This window comes from Stenotrophomonas nematodicola, from assembly GCF_009467805.1.
Taxonomy (GTDB): Bacteria; Pseudomonadota; Gammaproteobacteria; order Xanthomonadales; family Xanthomonadaceae; genus Stenotrophomonas; species Stenotrophomonas nematodicola.
In genome coordinates, this window is the sequence record NZ_WIAY01000002.1 from 460,797 (window position 1) to 477,689 (window position 16,893).

The window sequence follows — 16,893 nt, forward strand, 5'->3', positions numbered from 1 at the left end:
GAGCGTCGGTGCGCTACTGCAGCTTGCCATACCTGGAGGTATCGCCGCCTTGCGTGATCACCCGCGTCGTGACCTGGTCGGCGGCCGCATCGCTGCGCGACAGCTCCAGGCGGCCTTCCTCGCCCTTGGAGAACAGGCCGGCAGAGAACTGCCCGGCGTTGGAGATGGTGACGATCATCGCCGACCCGTCCGGCCCCACTTTGATGCCCGCACGATCGCGCATCCTGTGGCCTACGCCATGCGGCGCATCCAGGGCAACGGCGGCACTGCCATCGGCCATCGTACCGATGCCGCCGCGCTCGTGACCGGTGATGTCGTAGATGGTCAGGCCCGCCGCGCGCGCATTGCGCTTGTGGTCGGCGGGGTCTTCGGCGATCTGCACGCGGGTGCGTCCCTCGCTGTCCACCACGGTGAGCTTGTGCGTGCGGATTTCCGGCACGATCGGCGCCTCCGGCTGCGCCACCGTGGTACCGATCAGCGCCAGTGATGCGCCCAGCGCGAACATGGTCGCGGCCATCATGCGTCCGCGGCGGGCGTTGCGTTCCAACGTCGCCACACGCTGGCGAAGGTCCTGGTCGGGGTTCTGGTTCTGCATCGTATCCTCCTTGTCATGGCGTGTTGCCGATCCATGCGGCGCACTGCGTCACGGCGACGCTGCACGGGGTTCGATCGCAGCGTAGTACCGCGCGCCGGGCACGGCCCAGTGACGTAAGTCGCCATGAAGAAGGTCACGCCGCCGCGCGGCGCGCGCCTCACACCGGCCCGCGCAGCATGTCCACGAACGCGCGCAACGCCGAGGACATCTGCCGCTGGCGCGGGTAATACAGCACGAAGCCGGGAAACGGCTCGCTCCAGTCTTCCAGTACGGCCACCAGCCGGCCGTCGTCCAGATACGGCCGGGCGGCGTCTTCTAGCACGTAGGCCAAGCCCAGTCCGTCCAGCACCGCCTGCAGCACCGTGTGCTGGTCACCGAGCGTGAGCCGGCCCGGCACGTCGATCTCCAGCGCCTGGCCATCGCGATCGAACTGCCACTTGTACAGATGGCCACTGGCGAAGCGGAAGCGCACGCATTCGTGGTTGGCCAGATCACGCGGATGCTGCGGCGTCGGGCGGTCCTGCAGATACGCGGGTGCGCCGACGATCAGGCCACGCAGCGGCGGCCCGAGCGGCACCGCCACCATGTCTTCGGGAACGAACTCGTGCAGCCGCACGCCGGCGTCGAAGCCGCTGGCGACGATATCGACCAGCCCGTCGTCCTGCGCCAGCTCGATGCGCACGTCCGGATGGCCAAGCAGGAAGCGGGCCAGACGCGGGCCCAGCTGGGTATGCACGGCAGCGCGGGTGGCGTTGATGCGCAGCAGGCCCGCCGGTGCGGCGCGGAAGTGGTTCATCTCCTCCAGCGCGTCATGAACCTGACCGAGCGCGGGCTGCAGGCGCTCGAGCAGGCGTTGGCCGGCCTCGGTGAGGGCCACGCTGCGGGTCGTGCGATGGAACAGACCGACCCCCAGGCGCTCTTCCAGCGCGCGGATCGCATAGCTGACCGCCGAGGTGGACAGGGCCAGTTCGGCCCCCGCACGGCGGAAGCTGCGGTGCCGCGCCACGGCGGCGAACGCGGCCAGGTGGGTGAGGTTGTCAGTGACCATGATTATCCAGTCTGACTTGATGAATCATGCCGATATCCTGACTGCCTGTGCACTGCGTCGGGGCGTATTGTAAAGCGCCTTTCTACAAACCTGCCAAGGATTCCCCATGTCCCTCGCCCACGGTTATGCCGTTCACGACCAGACTGCCCCGCTGGTCCCGTTCTCGTTCGAGCGCCGCGCGGTCGGCCCGGACGATGTCCGCATCCAGATCCTGTACAGCGGCATCTGCCACTCCGACCTGCACCAGGCGCGTGACGATTGGGGTGGCTCGATTTTCCCGATGGTGCCGGGCCACGAGATCATCGGCCGGGTCACCGAGGTCGGTGCCAACGTCACCCGCTTCAAGGTCGGCGACCACGCCGGCGTGGGCTGCATGGTCGATTCGTGCCGCCACTGCGATGCCTGCGACCAGGACCTGGAGCAGTACTGCCAGAAGGGTGCCACGTTCACCTACAACAGCACCGAGCGCGACAGCGGCCAGCCGACGTTCGGCGGCTACTCCGACCACATCGTGGTCGAGCAGCGCTTCGTGGTGAAGGTGTCCGACAGGCTGGACCTGAAGGCCGCCGCGCCGCTGCTGTGCGCCGGTATCACCACGTATTCGCCGCTGCGCCATTGGAAGGTCGGCCCCGGCCAGAAGGTCGGCGTGATCGGCCTGGGTGGGCTGGGCCACATGGGCGTGAAGTTCGCCAAGGCGATGGGCGCCACCGTGGTGATGATCACCACCACGCCGGAAAAGGGCGCCGACGCCAAGCGCCTCGGTGCCGATGAGGTGCTGGTGTCGCGCGATCCGGCGCAGATGAAGGCGCATGCCGGCAGCTTCGACTTCCTGCTCAACACCATTCCGGTGAGCCACGACACCAACCCGTACATGTCCCTGCTCAAGCGCGATGCGACCATGTGCCTGGTCGGCGTGCTGACCGAACTGGATCCGCCGCTGATGGGCGCGTCCATGATGTTCGGTCGCAAGCACATCACCGGCTCGGCGATCGGCGGCATGGCCGAGACGCAGGAAATGATGGACTTCTGCGCCGAGCACGGCATCGTCAGCGACGTGGAAGTGATCGACATCAAGACCGTCAACGAGGCGTGGGAGCGCATGGCGCGCAACGATGTGCGCTACCGCTTCGTGATCGACATGGCCACGCTTGGCGCACAGGCCGCCTGAACACGGTCTGCGCCGGACGCTCCTGCAGCGTCCGGCGCGGCACGGGCGCGCCCGTACAATGCGCGCATCGTCCAAGCGGTGCGCGCGCCATGAATGTGTATGTTCTGCTGGGCCTGGCGATTGTGTTCGAAGTGATCGCCACCAGCCTGCTCAAGGCCTCCGATGGCTTCACCCGGGTGTGGCCCTCGCTGGGCACCGTGGTCGGCTATGCCGCCGCGTTCTATCTGCTCGCACTCACGCTCAAATCCATTCCCACCGGGATCGCCTACGCGATCTGGTCCGGTGCGGGCATCGTGCTGATCTCGCTGATCGGCTGGGCGGTGTTCAAGCAGAAACTGGATGCACCGGCGCTGATCGGCATGGGTCTGATCGTGGCCGGCGTGGCGGTGATCAATCTGTTCTCGAAAGCGTCCGCCCATTGAGACAGGCGTACCGACCCACGGTCGGTACCCCTGCCCTGACGGTGGTCAGTAAGCGAACTGTTTGAAGACCGGGTCGATGCTGCCCTTCCACGCGCCGTGGAACAGCGCCAGCTTGCGGTCGGCCGGCGTCAGGCCGGTATCGACGATTTCCTGCAGTACGTCCAGGAAGTGGCTTTCGTCCTGGCCATCGGCGTTGCGTGCGGCACGGCGCTGCAGCCCGGCCACGGCGATCTTCACCGCTTCGCGCGCCAGGTCGCGCACGGTACCGCCGCGGAACGGCAGCTTCAACGCATGGCGCGGCACGCCGTCGCGCAGCGCGTGGCGCTCGGCCAGGCTGAAATCGCGCACCAGATCCCAGGCTGCATCCAGTGCGGCATCGTCGTAGAGCAGCCCGACCCAGAACGCCGGCAGCGCGCACAGGCGGTTCCACGGGCCGCCATCGGCACCCCGCATTTCCAGGTACTTCTTCAGGCGCACTTCCGGGAAAGCGGTGGTCATGTGATCGGACCAGTCGCGCAGCGTCGGCAGCTGGCCCGGCAGCACCGGCAGCTTGCCGACCATGAAATCGCGGAAGCTCTGGCCGCTGGCGTCGTGGTACGTGCCATCGCGGTAGGAGAAGTACATCGGCACGTCGAGCAGGTAGTCCACATACCGCTCGTAGCCGAAACCGTCTTCGAATACGAAGTCGAGCATGCCGGTGCGGTCGGCATCGGTATCGGTCCAGATGTGCGAGCGGTAGCTCTGGTAGCCGTTCGGCTGGCCTTCGGTAAACGGCGAGTCGGCGAACAGGGCGGTGGCGATCGGCTGCAGTGCCAGCGACACGCGGAACTTCTTCACCATGTCCGCTTCGGTGGCGTAGTCCAGATTGACCTGCACCGTGCAGGTGCGGGTCATCATGTCCAGGCCGAGCGAGCCGACCTTGGGCATGTAGTCGCGCATGATCCGGTAGCGCCCCTTGGGCATCCACGGCATCTCGTCACGCCGCCATTTCGGCTGGAAGCCCATGCCCAGGAAACCCAGCTGCAGCTCGCCGGCCACCTGGGCCACTTCGTTGAGGTGGGTGCCGGTTTCCACGCACGTCTGGTGGATGGTCTCCAGCGCCGCGCCGGACAACTCCAGCTGGCCGGCCGGTTCCAGCGTCACCGAGGCGTTGTCGCGCAGCAGTGCAATGGTGCGGCCGCCTTCCTGCACCGGTGCCCAGCCGAAGCGGGTCAAGCCGTTGAGCAGGGCCTCGATGCCGCGGTCGCCGTCAAAGGTCGGCGGGCGCAGGTCGTCCAGGCGGAAGCCGAACTTCTCGTGTTCGGTGCCGATGCGCCACTGCGCCTTGGGCTTCTCGCCGGAGGCCAGCGTGGCGACCAGTTCATTTCGGTCGGTAATCGGCGTCTCGGCGACGTGGCTGGGGCTCGACAAGGGGAGGCTCGCAGTATTCTGGTCAGGGCGGGGATGTGGGGACCACGCCCCGGCATCGCAAGGGCGCACTATATCGTGGCGTTCCCCACCGTCGTGTCACCGTGACGGTTTTCAGCATCCCACCGGGAAGGACTTGACGCTGCTGCGAGTCATTCCGCCATCCCCGTCCTGCCCGCCCTAGACTGTGGGCATGAACAGAGCCCGCCATCAGGAAGTTCACCGCTCCGACCGCGCCGGTTGGCTGCGCGCAGCCGTGCTGGGCGCCAACGACGGCATCGTCTCGGTGGCCGGGCTGGTGGTCGGTATCGCCGCCAGCGGCGCATCGGCCACCACCGTGCTGGCCACCGGCATCGCCGGCACCGTGGCCGGAGCGATGTCGATGGCGGCTGGCGAGTATGTGTCGGTGCAGTCCCAAGCCGATACCGAACAGGCCGACCTGCTGGTGGAGAAGCGCGAACTGCGTGACGACCCGCACAGCGAACTGCAGGAGCTGGCCGCGATCTACCGGCATCGTGGACTCACTGCCGAGCTGGCCCACGAGGTCGCGGTGCAGCTCACCGCGCACGACGCACTGGGTGCGCACGCGCGCGACGAGCTGGGCATCACCGAGGAACTGCGCGCCCGGCCGATACAGGCGGCACTGGCATCGGCCGGCGCGTTCGCCGTTGGCGCCGCGCTGCCGGTGGTGACCGCGCTGCTCGCCCCGCACGCGCTGGTGGCCCAGATCACCACCGCCGTCACCTTGGTCGGCCTGGGCCTGACCGGTGCCATCGCCGCACGCGTTGGTGGCGCACGCCCCCTGCGCGGCGCGCTGCGCGTGATGTTCTGGGGCGCGCTGGCAATGGCGGCGGCCGCAGCGATCGGCCAGTTGTTCGATACTGCACTGTAATGGACACCCGCACGCCCCCCGCTTCCCTGCTGGCCGAGATGGCAAGCCTGGCCGACTGCCAACGCGCCGGCGGCTATGCCTGCATCACCGCGCGCCGCGAACATGGGGCCTCGTCGGTGGACATTCCGCAGCCGCAGTTCGCGATTCTGCTGCAGGGGCGCAAACAGGTATCCACCGCGCAGCAGTCGCTGGTGCTGGCACCGGGCGATCTGTTCCTGATCACCCGGCGCTGCCGCATCGACGTGGTGAACATCCCCGATCCGGCGTCCGGCCTGTACCTCAGCGCGATCGTGCCGCTGTGCGGTGAAGCACTGTCGGCCGCGCGGGTGCTGTGGAACGAGCCGCTGCCGGAGGCCGGCGACGCGCTGGCGCGCCTGCCGCTCGACGCGCATGCCGACCACCTGCGGCAGTGGCGCCACGCGCTGGAACAGGGGCGGTACACCGAGGCGCGGCTGGCCCTGGCATCGCTGGTGGTGGCCTTCTGCCGCCGCGGACATGGCAGCCTGCTGGTGCCACCCGAGCCGAGCCTGGGCGAGCGCATCCGCGACCTGATTGCCGCACAGCCCGAACGCGACTGGCAATCACGCGATTTCGAGCAGCAGCTTGGACTGAGCGGCGCCACGCTGCGCCGGCGTCTGGCCAGCGAACGCGCCAGCGTGCGCGAGCTGATCACCGACGCACGCCTGGCCCACGCGATGAACCTGCTCTACACCACGCGCCTGCCATTGAAGACCGTGGCGGCACGCGTCGGCTACCGCTCGCTGGGCAGCTTCAGCAGGCGCTTCGCCGCGCGTTACGGCCTGGAGCCGGCCGCGATCGGCAACAGCTGAGCGATCGCGAGCGGATCGCGCCGCATTCTGAGCGGAACGCGGAGCGGCCGGCGCGCAGCATGGACGTCCCGCGGCGCTGCCGCTCTGTCTGGACACCTGCATGCCCTTCCTCCGCGTTCGCCCGCTCGTCGCCGCACTGGTGCTGGCCGCCGTTGCCGGTCCCGCCTTCGCCACCACATCCCACCTGCCGCGCACCCAGGTGCCGGGCGTCTATCACCAGCAGATCGGGACGCTGCAGGTCACCGCGCTGTTCGACGGCACTGTCGCACTGGGCCGCGAAGAACTGGTGGGCATCGCCCCCGGCGCGGTCACCCGCCTGCTCGACCATCGGTATGTGCCCGAGGATGGCAAGGGCCTGCAGACGGCGGTCAACGCCTACCTGGTCCAGCGCGGCAACCACCTCACTCTGGTCGACACCGGCACCGCGCAGTGCTTCGGCCCCGGGCTGGGCCAGGTGCTGGGCAACCTGCGCGCCGCCGGCTACGACCCGGCCGAGGTGGACGACGTCCTGCTCACCCACGCCCACCCGGACCATCTATGCGGCCTGCTGGATGCGCAGGGCGGCACTGCCTATCCCAACGCCACGGTCTGGCTGTCGGCCGCCGATGCCGGCTACTGGCTGGACCCGGCCAGCGAAGCCAGCGCACCGCAGGGCGTCCGCTTCGCCTTCGCACTGGCACGCAAGGCGGCAGCACCGTATGAGGCAGCGGGAAAACTGCGTCGTTTCCGGGCCGGGCAGGCGCTGCCGGCCGGGGTCAGCGCGCTGGACAGCCACGGCCATACCCCCGGACATGTGTCCTGGAAGATCGACGCCGCGCCCGGCCAGGCGTTGCTGGTCTGGGGCGACATCGTGCATTTCCATGCGGTGCAGTTCGCACAGCCAGCGGCCGCGTACGAAGCGGACAGCGACCGCGACGCCGCCATCGCCAGCCGCCGCCGCATGATGGCCGAGGCGGCCGACCAGGGCTGGTGGGTCGCCGGTGCGCACCTGCCGTTCCCGGGCCTGGGCCACGTACGCCGCGAAGGCGACGCATTCGCCTGGGTCCCGGGCGAGTTCACCCCCCTGCCCGCGCCCGGCGCGGAGTAACCCCGCGTCGGTGGCGCCGACCCGCGGTCGGGCCGGCACGCGCCGGTCAGGCGGTTTCCGGGGCCGGCTTGTTCAGGCCGAGCCAGCCGCCGATGATGCCGCGGGCCTCGTCCACGCCCTGGCGGGCGGGGCCGGAGAAGGTCTGCACGCTGACAGTGTCGCCGAACGAGGACTGCAGTTCCTTGCGCACCTTCTGCAGGGCGATGCCCTGCTGGCCCCGGCCGAGCTTGTCGGCCTTGGTCAGCAGCGCGTGCGCCGGCAGGCCGCGCTGGACCGCGTAGGCCAGCATCTGCCGGTCGTAGTCCTTCAGCGGGTGGCGGATGTCCATCACCACCACCAGGCCACGCAGGGCCTCGCGGGTGCGGAAATACTGGTCGATGAAGGCCTGCCAGTGCGCCTGGAGATCCAGCGGCACCTTGGCGTAGCCGTACCCGGGCAGATCGACCAGCTTGGCGTCCGGGGTGACCTCGAAGAACACCAGCTGCTGGGTGCGGCCGGGGGTCTTGGAGACCCGGGCCAGGCTGTTCTGGCGGGTCAAGGCGTTGAGGGCGCTGGATTTGCCGGCGTTGGAGCGCCCGGCAAAGGCGACTTCGGCCCCGACATCCTCCGGCAATTGCCGGGTGTTGTGGGCCGAAAGCAGGTAATGGGCACGTTCGAGGAGCAATGACATGGGCATAGGATCGCATGTCCGGGGCACCAACGCGCTGCCGCGGCCCGGTTTTGCTGCACTGCTGCGTTGACCGTGGCGTGAAACGGCATGGATAATCGGGCGATCCCCGCGACTGCACCCTGCAGCCGCCAGGCCGGTCCACACGGAGCTTCCGCATGCGCCACGCTCGCGTTCTTGCCGTTTCCGCTGTTGCTGTATCGCTGCTGGCCGCCGTTGCGGTCGCCCAGACCTCGTTGACCCCGTTGCCCGACAACGGGCCGATCAAGACCGCGTCGCTGGAGGTCGATTTCAGCAAGACCACCTGGGGCGATGCCAAGGCCGGGCAGACCAAGGCCGCCGCCTGCGCGGCCTGCCACTCCGCCGACGGCAATTCCACGGTGGAGATGTACCCCAGCATCGCCGGCCAGAGCGAGCGCTACGTCGCCCAGCAGATGGCCCTGATCGCCAACGGCCAGCGCACCTCCGGTGCCTCGGCGGCGATGGTGCCGTTCGTGCAGGACCTCACCCCGCAGGACATGCGCGACATCGGTGCGTATTTCGCAACGCAGAAAGCCAGTGCCGGGCTTGCCGACGACGGTCTCGTCAGCGAAGGTCCCTACGCCGGCAGAAAGTTCTACGAGATCGGCCAGCAGCTCTACCGCGGTGGCGATGCCGACCGCGGCATTCCGGCGTGCATGGCCTGCCACGGCCCCACCGGCGCCGGCAACCCGGGCCCGGCCTACCCGCACATCGGTGGCCAGCACGCGGCGTATGTCGCACGCCGGTTGCAGGAGTACCAGGCCGGGGTCACCCACGAAACCGACAAGGCGCATTTCCAGATCATGGCCACCATCGCCCGGCAGCTCACCGAACAGGAGATCCAGGCGCTGGGCAGTTATCTGCAGGGCCTGCACAACCGCGCCGACGATGTCGCGGCGGCCCCCACGCGCACCGGTGCCGCACAGGCACCCTGAGCCCTGTCGCCGGCAGGTCGCGGCCGCTCGAGGCTCCCGGGCGACCGCCGGGACCGATGGCGGATGCGCCGCGCGCACGCGGCACGGTATGTTCACCAGCACGCCGGCGATAGGGCCGGCGTCGTTTTTTCCCGATGGAGATGGATGTAGATGAGTGTGATGCCCCGCCTGATGCTGCTGCTGCTTGCCCTGAGCCCGTTGAGTGCCCTCGCCGCCCCGGCCGCGCCGCTGGAAGAAGGCCGGGACTATGAACTGATCGAGGACGCCGGTCCGTTCGCGCCGCTGGCCGGCAAGGTCGAAGTAGTGGAGATGTTCGGCTACACCTGCCCGCACTGCGCCCACTTCGAACCGCAACTGGAAGCCTGGGCCGCCAAGCTGCCCAAGGATGTGCGCTTCACCCCGGTGCCCGCCGCGTTCGGTGGCGTGTGGGATTCGTTCGCGCGCGCGTATTACGCCGCCGACCAGCTCGGCGTCGCCAAGCGCAGCCACCGCGCCATGTTCGATGCGCTGCACGAACAGCGTTCGCTGCCGATGCAGAACATCTCGGCCGATGAACTGGCTGGCTTCTACAAGGGCTACGGCGTGACCCCGGACCGTTACATCGCCGCGCTCAAGAGCGAGGCGGTGGATGCCAAGGTCAAAGGCGCGCGCGCCTTCGCCCTGCGCGCCAAGGTGACGGGCACCCCGACCCTGATCGTCAACGGCAAGTACCGCGTCAAGGGCGATTCGTTCGAATCGATGCTGCGCAATGCCGATGCCCTGATCGCCCGCGCCCGTAGCGAAAAAGCGCGCTGAGTCGACGCTCGCTGAACCGTCACGCACCGTGCACGCGGGGGCCTGGCCACCGCATGTCATCATGTTCCCCTGGCCGTCGCTGCGCGTCGGCCCACCCTGTTCATCCGCTGGAGATGCTTCGATGAAAACCCGTTTCGCTATGACGTTGATGGCCCTGCTGCCGATCCTGGCCGCGTGCAAGGCCCAGGATGGCACCGCCAACACCGCCGCCCCGACCGAGCCGGCCACCCCGGCGACGGCCCCGGCCAGCGAACCGGCCGCGCCGGCCACCCCGGCTGCCGCCGGCGAGACTGCGGCGGCGGCCGCGGCCACCGAGAACGCAGCGGCGCCGTCGCCGTCCGCCTCGGCACGCCCGACCGGCCCGGAACCGGTTGCCGGGACCGACTACGTGGTGATCGAGAACGGCCAGCCGTTCCAGCCGGCTACCGGCAAGATCGAAGTGGCCGAAGTGTTCGGCTACGTGTGCCCGGCCTGTGCCGCGTTCCAGCCGCTGATCGGGCCGTGGAAGGCCGGCCTGCCGAGCGACGTGAGCTTCGTCTACGTGCCGGCCATGTTCGGCAACACCTGGGATGACTACGGCCGTGCGTTCTACGCCGCGCAGAGCATGGGCCTGCAGGACAAGACCCACGAAGCGCTGTATGCCGCCATCCACGCCCAGCAGACCCTGAAGGGCGAGCGCGGCCGCGATTCGGTCGAGGACATCGCCAAGTTCTATTCCACCTTCGGCGCCGATCCGAAGCAGTTCGCCGCCACCATGAGCAGCTTCGCGGTCAACGCCAAGACCAATGCCGCCAAGCAGTTCGCGCAGCGCAGCGGCGTGACCGGCACCCCGTCGGTGATCGTCAACGGCAAGTACCTGGTCAAGGGCAAGAGCTTCCCGGACATGCTGCGCATCGCCGACCACCTGGTCGCGCGCGAACGCGCCGCCAAGGGCAACTGAGCACGGCTGCCAGCGAACCCGTCGTGACTTCCCCCGACACGCGGACCCTGCGCCTGCTCACGGCCAACATCCAGGCCGGCTCCAGCACCCGCCGCTACAGCGACTATGTGACCCGCAGCTGGTCGCATGCGCTGCCGGCGGGGCGCAAGCGGAGCAGCCTGGATGCCATCGCCCGGCTCGCCAGCGGCCATGACATCGTGGGCCTGCAGGAGGCCGATCCGGGCAGCCTGCGTTCGGGCTTCACCAACCAGACCCACTATCTGGCCGAGCGCGCCGGCTTCAACTACTGGAGCCACCAGCCGAACCGCCGCATGGGCGGGGTCGCCTCCAGCGCCAACGGCCTGCTCAGCCGGCTCGAGCCGGTGGAAGTCCAGGACCACGCCCTGCCCGGCCGCATCGGCGGGCGCGGCGTGCTGCTGGCCAAATTCGGTGATGGCCCTCACGGCCTCGCGGTGGCGGTGGCGCACCTGTCGCTGGGCACCAACTCGCGCATGGCGCAGTTGGCCTTCATCGCCGAACTGCTGTCCGACCATCCCAACGCGGTGCTGATGGGCGATTTCAACTGCGTGGCCGATCGACCGGAAATGCAGGCGCTCTACCGCCACACGCGACTGCAGCCGCCGGGCTGCGTGGTGCCGACTTTCCCGAGCTGGCGCCCCGAGCGTGCGATCGACCACATCCTGGTCAGCGATGGCCTGACCATCCAGCGTACCGAAGCAGTGGCGGCCGCGTTTTCCGACCACCTGGCAGTGGGCATGGACCTGCAGGTTCCGACCAGCGCCCTGCGCTGACGCTCATGCCCGGCCACGCGCCGGGCCGATGCGCTGACGCAGCATCCACACCCGGTGTGCGATAAATCGCCCCTCCGCCGTCCAGGCATCGGAGCGTCCCCCGCCTCATGAGTACCCTGGAGCCGCATCCGCCCGAGGTGCGCACGCTTCGTCCCGTTTTCCTGCTTGCCGCCACCCTCGTGGCGGCATTCGCCATTCTGGTTGCCGCATTTCCCATCGATGCAGGCGTGGCGCTGCTGGACGCGCAGACCTGGGCCTCGCGCAACGTCGGCTGGTACTACCTGCTGGCGATGACGGTGTACCTGGTGTTCGTGGTCGGCGTGGCCCTGTCCGGCTACGGCAACGTCAAACTCGGTGCCGATCACGACGAGCCGGAGTTCAGCTATCTGTCCTGGGCCGGCATGCTGTTCGCCGCCGGCATCAGCATCACCTTGTTCTTTTTCTGCGTGTCCGAGCCGCTCACCCACTACCTGGTCCCGCCGCAGGGCGGTGTGGGCAGCGGCGAGGCCAGCGCGCGCCAGGCCATGCAGCTGCTGTTCCTGCACTGGGGCCTGCACGGCTGGGGCGTATTCGCGCTCGCCGCGATGGCACTGGCCTACTTCGCCTACCGCCACAACCTGCCGCTGGCCTTGCGTTCGGCGCTGTATCCGCTGATCGGCAAGCGCATCAATGGCCCGATCGGCTACACCGTGGATGCGCTGGGCATCGTGGCCACCGTGTTCGGGCTCGGCGCGGACATGGGCTTCGGCGTACTGCACCTCAATGCCGGGCTCAACACGCTGCTGCCGGTGCCGCATGCCGCCTGGGTGCAGGTCGGGCTGATCGTGCTGATGATGGGCGCGGCGATCACCGTGGCAGTCTCCGGCGTGGAGAAGGGCGTGCGCTGGATGTCGGACATCAACATGCTGCTGGCGATCGGGCTGCTGCTGTTCATGCTGTTCGCCGGCCCCACCCAGTACCTGCTCAATGCGCTGATGCAGAATCTGGGCGACTACCTGGGCAACGTGGTCGGCAAGAGCTTCGATGTCTACGCCTACGGCGGCCGGCCGGACTGGCTGGGCAACTGGACGGTGTTCTACTGGGCGTGGTGGATCGGCTGGGCGCCGTTCGTGGGCCTGTTCATCGCCCGCATTTCGCGCGGCCGCACCATCCGCGAGTTCGTGTTCGGCGTGCTGCTGATTCCGCTTGGCTTCACCCTGGCGTGGCTGTCCATCTTCGGCAACAGCGCGCTGGACCAGATCCTGCACCACGACCAGTTACAGCTGGCGCAGATGGCCGTGGACACCCCACCGACCGTGCTCTACGCGCTGCTCGACAACTATCCCTGGAGCCGCACCGTCATCACCGTCACGGTGATCGTCAGCTTCATCTTCTTCGTCACCTCCGCCGATTCGGGCACGGTGGTGTTGTCCACCCTGTCCTCCCACGGCGGTGCCCCCGAAGACGATGGCCCGCGCTGGCTGCGGGTGTTCTGGGGGGAGATGACCGGTCTGGTCACCGCCGGGCTGCTGCTGGCCGGCAGCATGGACGCGCTCAAATCGGCAGTGGTGCTGGCCTCACTGCCGTTCTCGGTGGTGCTGCTGCTGATGCTGTGGGGCCTGACCCGCGCGCTGGGCGAGGAATCCCAGCGCAGGAAGGCCTCGCAGTACTCGCCCACCCCGCTGATCGGGCAGTCCCGGCACCAGCGCGGCTGGCGCCAGCGCCTGACCCAGGCCGTGCATTTCCCGGTGCGCGACGAGGTCTACCGGTTCATGGACACCGACGTGCGCCCGGCCATCGAAGCGGTGGCCGCGCAGTTGCGCGAGCAGGGCCTGAATGTGCAGACCAGCTTCGAGCCAGGCCAGATGGAACTGGTGGTGGACCACGGCGAACAGCAGGTGTTCCGCTACCAGGTGGTGATGCGCGGCTACCTCACCCCGTCCTTCGCCGCGCAGCGCTTCCGCAACCAGCGCTACTACCGCGCCGAAGTCCACCTCTATGAGGGGGGACAGGACTACGAGCTGGTCGGCTACAGCCGCCAGCAGATCATCAACGACATCATCGACCAGTACGAGCGCCATCTGCAGTTCCTGCACCTCACGCGCTGACCTCGGCTGGTCTCCCGCTGCAAAGGAGTCATCGACATGCCCACCTTCCCCGATCAACTGCTGTACATCGGCGGCCGCTACGTTCCGTCACAGGGCGGAACGACCTTCGAGGTCATCGACCCGGCCAACGGCGAGGTGCTCGCCAACGTGCACAGCGCCAACCGCGACGATCTCGACGCCGCCGTGGCGAGTGCACGGACCGGCCAGAAAGCATGGGCCGCACTGACCACCGTGGAGCGCTCGCGCATCCTGCTGCGCGCGGTGGCCCTGCTGCGCGAGCGCAACGATGCATTGGCCGCGCTGGAGAGCCGCAACACCGGCAAGCCACTGAGCGAAACCACCGCCGTGGACATCGTCACCGGCGCAGATGTACTGGAGTACTACGCCGGCGTGATGCACGGCCTGGAAGGCAGCCAGGTGCCGCTGCGCGACAGCAGCTTCTTCTACACCCGGCAGGAACCACTGGGCGTGGTCGGCGCGATCGGCGCGTGGAACTACCCGATCCAGATCGCTCTGTGGAAGGCCGCCCCGGCGCTGGCCGCCGGCAACGCGATGATCTTCAAGCCCAGCGAAGTCACGCCGCTGACCGCACTGAAGCTGGCCGAGATCTTCACTGAAGCCGGACTGCCCGACGGTGTGTTCAACGTACTGCCCGGCGATGGTGCCGGCGTGGGTTCGGCGCTGACCGAACATCCCGGCATCGAGAAGATCTCCTTCACCGGCGGCACCAGCACCGGCCGCAAGGTGATGGCCAGCGCCTCCAGCTCCACGCTCAAGGAAGTGACGATGGAGCTCGGCGGAAAGTCGCCGCTGATCGTCTGCGCCGACGCCGATCTGGACCTGGCTGCCGACGTGGCGATGATGGCGAACTTCTACAGCGCCGGTCAGGTGTGCACCAACGGCACCCGCGTGTTCGTGCCCAGGACCCGCCTTGCCGCTTTTGAAGGCAAGCTGCTGGACCGTGTCGCGCGCATCCGCATCGGCGATCCGCTGGCCAGCGACACCACCTTCGGCCCGCTCGTCAGCGCCGCACACATGCACCGCGTGCTCGAGCACATCGCCAGCGGCAGGGCCGAGGGCGCACGGCTGGTCTGCGGCGGCGAGCGCCTCACCGACGGCGCGCTGGCCAAGGGCTGCTATGTGGCGCCGACCATCTTCAGCGACTGCCGCGATGACATGCGCATCGTGCGCGAAGAGATCTTCGGCCCGGTCATGAGCCTGCTGGCCTACGACGATGAGGAGGAGGCCGTGCGCCGCGCCAACGACACCGATTACGGGCTGGCGGCCGGCGTGGTGACCCCCGACCTCGCGCGCGCCCATCGCCTCATCCACCAGCTCGAGGCCGGCATCTGCTGGATCAACTGCTGGGGCGAATCGCCGGCACAGATGCCGGTGGGCGGCTACAAGCAGTCCGGCGTCGGCCGCGAGAACGGGCTGGCGACGCTGCGCGCCTACACCCGCACCAAATCCATCCAGATCGAGCTGGACCGCTACGCGTCGGTGTTCTGAACCGACCCGACAAGGAGACGCTGCCATGAAGCGCGAGTACGACTACATCATCATCGGCGCCGGGTCGGCCGGCAACACACTGGCTGCGCGCCTGACCGAGGACGCCGGCATCAGCGTGCTGCTGCTGGAGGCCGGCGGTCCCGACTACCGGCTGGATTTCCGCACCCAGATGCCGGCTGCACTGGCCTATCCGCTGCAGGGCCGCCGCTACAACTGGGCCTATGAAACCGAGCCGGAGCCGCACATGGACAACCGGCGCATGGAATGCGGGCGCGGCAAGGGGCTGGGCGGCTCCTCGCTGATCAACGGCATGTGCTACATCCGCGGCAACGCGCTGGACTTCGACCAGTGGGCCTCGTTCGATGGCCTGGAGGACTGGAGCTACCACGACGTGCTGCCGTATTTCCGCAAGGCCGAAACCCGCGACATCGGCGCCAACGACTATCACGGCGGCGACGGCCCGGTCAGCGTGGCCACGCCGAAGAACGGCAACAACGTACTGTTCCATGCGATGGTCGAGGCCGGCGTACAGGCGGGCTATCCGCGCACCGACGACCTCAACGGCTACCAGCAGGAGGGCTTCGGCCCGATGGACCGGACCGTGACTCCGCGCGGCCGCCGTTCCAGCACCGCACGCGGCTACCTGGACATGGCCAAGGACCGCGATGGCCTGGAGATCGTGGTGCACGCCACCACCGACCGCATCCTGTTCGACGGCAAGCGCGCGGTGGGCGTGCGCTACCTGGCCGGCGGCAGCGCCACGCCGATCGATGCCCACGCACGACGTGAAGTGCTGCTGTGCGCCGGTGCGATCGCCTCGCCGCAGATCCTGCAGCGTTCCGGCGTGGGCGCGCCGGCGCTGCTGGCATCGCTCGGCGTGCCGGTGGTGCACGATCTGCCCGGGGTCGGCGAGAACCTGCAGGATCACCTGGAGGTGTACATGCAGTACGCCTGCAAAAAGCCGGTGTCGCTGTACCCCGCCCTTCAGTGGTGGAACCAGCCGGCGATCGGTGCGGAGTGGCTGTTTGCCGGGACCGGCATCGGTGCCAGCAACCAGTTCGAGGCGGGCGGCTTCATCCGCACGCGCGAGGACTTCGAGTGGCCCAACATCCAGTACCACTTCCTGCCGGTGGCGATCAATTACAACGGTACCAATGCCGTCAAGGAGCATGGCTTCCAGGCGCACGTAGGCTCGATGCGCACGCCCAGCCGTGGCCGCGTGCACGCGCGTTCGCTGGACCCGCACGCGCATCCGTCGATCCTGTTCAACTACCAGTCCACCGACCAGGACTGGCAGGAGTTCCGCGACGCGATCCGGATCACGCGCGAGATCATCGCCCAACCGGCCCTGGACGCGTACCGCGGGCGCGAGATCAGCCCCAGTGCCGACTGCAGGACCGACGCCGAGCTGGACGCCTTCGTGCGCGCCCGCGCCGAGACCGCATACCACCCGTCGTGCTCCTGCGCGATGGGCACCGACGCGATGAGTGTGGTGGATGGCCAGGGCCGCGTGCATGGCATGCAGGGCCTGCGCGTGGTGGACGCCTCGATCATGCCGCGCATCATCACCGGCAACCTCAATGCCACCACCATCATGATTGCCGAGAAGATCGCCGACCGCATCCGTGGCCGCGCCCCGCTGCCGCGCAGCACCGCCCCCTATCACGTCGCAGGTGACACCCCCGCACGACAGCGCTGA

At 68.4% G+C, this 16,893-nt stretch carries 16 protein-coding genes; 12 read left to right on the forward strand and 4 right to left on the reverse strand.

The genetic code is table 11. The annotated features are described in order from the left end of the window. Positions 1-13 precede the first annotated feature (13 nt). On the reverse strand, positions 14-595 hold the full coding sequence (locus tag GDJ08_RS09555; protein ID WP_153164764.1) for a hypothetical protein: 582 nt from the start codon (positions 593-595) through the stop codon (positions 14-16). Between the two features lie 157 nt (positions 596-752). Continuing rightward, positions 753-1,643 (reverse strand): LysR family transcriptional regulator, encoded by an 891-nt coding sequence (locus tag GDJ08_RS09560; RefSeq protein WP_153164765.1) that lies wholly within the window; start codon positions 1,641-1,643, stop codon positions 753-755. Between the two features lie 106 nt (positions 1,644-1,749). Here GDJ08_RS09560 and GDJ08_RS09565 point away from each other — a divergent pair, with 106 nt between their 5' ends. Both GDJ08_RS09565 and GDJ08_RS09570 read left to right on the forward strand, forming a co-directional pair. Beyond that, complete coding sequence (locus tag GDJ08_RS09565) at positions 1,750-2,811, forward strand: NAD(P)-dependent alcohol dehydrogenase (protein WP_017356680.1); 1,062 nt, start codon at positions 1,750-1,752, stop codon at positions 2,809-2,811. A gap of 89 nt (positions 2,812-2,900) precedes the next feature. Then, complete coding sequence (locus GDJ08_RS09570) at positions 2,901-3,233, forward strand: EmrE family multidrug efflux SMR transporter (protein ID WP_017356679.1); 333 nt, start codon at positions 2,901-2,903, stop codon at positions 3,231-3,233. Between the two features lie 45 nt (positions 3,234-3,278). On the opposite strand, the gene GDJ08_RS09575 is transcribed toward GDJ08_RS09570, so the two are convergent. Then, positions 3,279-4,643, reverse strand: coding sequence for a glutamate--cysteine ligase (locus GDJ08_RS09575; protein WP_136005054.1), 1,365 nt, complete (start codon positions 4,641-4,643; stop codon positions 3,279-3,281). A 190-nt stretch (positions 4,644-4,833) separates the two neighbouring features. On the opposite strand from GDJ08_RS09575, the gene GDJ08_RS09580 reads away from it, so the two are divergent. From GDJ08_RS09580 to GDJ08_RS09590, 3 genes are all read left to right on the forward strand, one after another. After that, positions 4,834-5,532, forward strand: coding sequence for a VIT1/CCC1 transporter family protein (locus tag GDJ08_RS09580; RefSeq protein WP_153164766.1), 699 nt, complete (start codon positions 4,834-4,836; stop codon positions 5,530-5,532). Further along, on the forward strand, positions 5,532-6,362 hold the full coding sequence (locus GDJ08_RS09585; RefSeq protein WP_153164767.1) for a helix-turn-helix transcriptional regulator: 831 nt from the start codon (positions 5,532-5,534) through the stop codon (positions 6,360-6,362). Before GDJ08_RS09580 ends, GDJ08_RS09585 begins: the two co-directional genes overlap by 1 nt. 100 nt (positions 6,363-6,462) lie before the next feature. Beyond that, positions 6,463-7,449 carry an MBL fold metallo-hydrolase gene (locus tag GDJ08_RS09590; RefSeq protein WP_136005064.1) on the forward strand — a complete coding sequence of 329 codons (987 nt, stop codon included), beginning with the start codon at positions 6,463-6,465 and terminating at the stop codon, positions 7,447-7,449. A 46-nt stretch (positions 7,450-7,495) separates the two neighbouring features. Here GDJ08_RS09590 and yihA read toward each other — a convergent pair whose 3' ends face one another. Further along, a complete protein-coding gene (gene yihA, locus GDJ08_RS09595; protein ID WP_017354770.1) occupies positions 7,496-8,119 on the reverse strand; it encodes a ribosome biogenesis GTP-binding protein YihA/YsxC in 624 nt (207 codons plus the stop codon). 155 nt (positions 8,120-8,274) lie between these two features. On the opposite strand from yihA, the gene GDJ08_RS09600 reads away from it, so the two are divergent. The 7 genes from GDJ08_RS09600 (at position 8,275) to betA (ending at position 16,893) form a co-directional block, all read left to right on the forward strand. Beyond that, positions 8,275-9,072: a c-type cytochrome gene (locus GDJ08_RS09600; RefSeq protein ID WP_017354771.1), complete on the forward strand. Its 798-nt coding sequence runs from the start codon at positions 8,275-8,277 to the stop codon at positions 9,070-9,072. A 150-nt stretch (positions 9,073-9,222) separates the two neighbouring features. After that, positions 9,223-9,867: a thiol:disulfide interchange protein DsbA/DsbL gene (locus tag GDJ08_RS09605; protein ID WP_136005070.1), complete on the forward strand. Its 645-nt coding sequence runs from the start codon at positions 9,223-9,225 to the stop codon at positions 9,865-9,867. 121 nt (positions 9,868-9,988) lie between these two features. Next, on the forward strand, positions 9,989-10,807 hold the full coding sequence (locus tag GDJ08_RS09610; RefSeq protein WP_153164768.1) for a thiol:disulfide interchange protein DsbA/DsbL: 819 nt from the start codon (positions 9,989-9,991) through the stop codon (positions 10,805-10,807). 23 nt (positions 10,808-10,830) lie between these two features. Further along, positions 10,831-11,598 (forward strand): endonuclease/exonuclease/phosphatase family protein, encoded by a 768-nt coding sequence (locus GDJ08_RS09615; RefSeq protein WP_017354773.1) that lies wholly within the window; start codon positions 10,831-10,833, stop codon positions 11,596-11,598. A gap of 107 nt (positions 11,599-11,705) precedes the next feature. Then, positions 11,706-13,685, forward strand: coding sequence for a choline BCCT transporter BetT (gene betT / locus GDJ08_RS09620; RefSeq protein ID WP_153164769.1), 1,980 nt, complete (start codon positions 11,706-11,708; stop codon positions 13,683-13,685). A gap of 36 nt (positions 13,686-13,721) precedes the next feature. Beyond that, on the forward strand, positions 13,722-15,194 hold the full coding sequence (gene betB / locus GDJ08_RS09625; RefSeq protein ID WP_153164770.1) for a betaine-aldehyde dehydrogenase: 1,473 nt from the start codon (positions 13,722-13,724) through the stop codon (positions 15,192-15,194). A 25-nt stretch (positions 15,195-15,219) separates the two neighbouring features. After that, the gene (betA, locus tag GDJ08_RS09630; protein WP_017354776.1) at positions 15,220-16,893 is read left to right on the forward strand and encodes a choline dehydrogenase; all 1,674 of its coding nucleotides are present in this window, start codon (positions 15,220-15,222) and stop codon (positions 16,891-16,893) included.

Coding starts and splice junctions, on each gene's coding strand:
- betB (WP_153164770.1), top strand. CDS start 13,722: ATGCCCACCTTCCCCGATCAACTGCTGTACATCGGCGGCCGCTACGTT.
- GDJ08_RS09605 (WP_136005070.1), top strand. CDS start 9,223: ATGAGTGTGATGCCCCGCCTGATGCTGCTGCTGCTTGCCCTGAGCCCG.
- GDJ08_RS09570 (WP_017356679.1), top strand. CDS start 2,901: ATGAATGTGTATGTTCTGCTGGGCCTGGCGATTGTGTTCGAAGTGATC.
- GDJ08_RS09565 (WP_017356680.1), top strand. CDS start 1,750: ATGTCCCTCGCCCACGGTTATGCCGTTCACGACCAGACTGCCCCGCTG.
- yihA (WP_017354770.1), bottom strand. CDS start 8,119: ATGTCATTGCTCCTCGAACGTGCCCATTACCTGCTTTCGGCCCACAAC.
- betT (WP_153164769.1), top strand. CDS start 11,706: ATGAGTACCCTGGAGCCGCATCCGCCCGAGGTGCGCACGCTTCGTCCC.
- GDJ08_RS09585 (WP_153164767.1), top strand. CDS start 5,532: ATGGACACCCGCACGCCCCCCGCTTCCCTGCTGGCCGAGATGGCAAGC.
- GDJ08_RS09610 (WP_153164768.1), top strand. CDS start 9,989: ATGAAAACCCGTTTCGCTATGACGTTGATGGCCCTGCTGCCGATCCTG.
- GDJ08_RS09555 (WP_153164764.1), bottom strand. CDS start 595: ATGCAGAACCAGAACCCCGACCAGGACCTTCGCCAGCGTGTGGCGACG.
- GDJ08_RS09560 (WP_153164765.1), bottom strand. CDS start 1,643: ATGGTCACTGACAACCTCACCCACCTGGCCGCGTTCGCCGCCGTGGCG.
- GDJ08_RS09600 (WP_017354771.1), top strand. CDS start 8,275: ATGCGCCACGCTCGCGTTCTTGCCGTTTCCGCTGTTGCTGTATCGCTG.
- GDJ08_RS09590 (WP_136005064.1), top strand. CDS start 6,463: ATGCCCTTCCTCCGCGTTCGCCCGCTCGTCGCCGCACTGGTGCTGGCC.
- GDJ08_RS09580 (WP_153164766.1), top strand. CDS start 4,834: ATGAACAGAGCCCGCCATCAGGAAGTTCACCGCTCCGACCGCGCCGGT.
- betA (WP_017354776.1), top strand. CDS start 15,220: ATGAAGCGCGAGTACGACTACATCATCATCGGCGCCGGGTCGGCCGGC.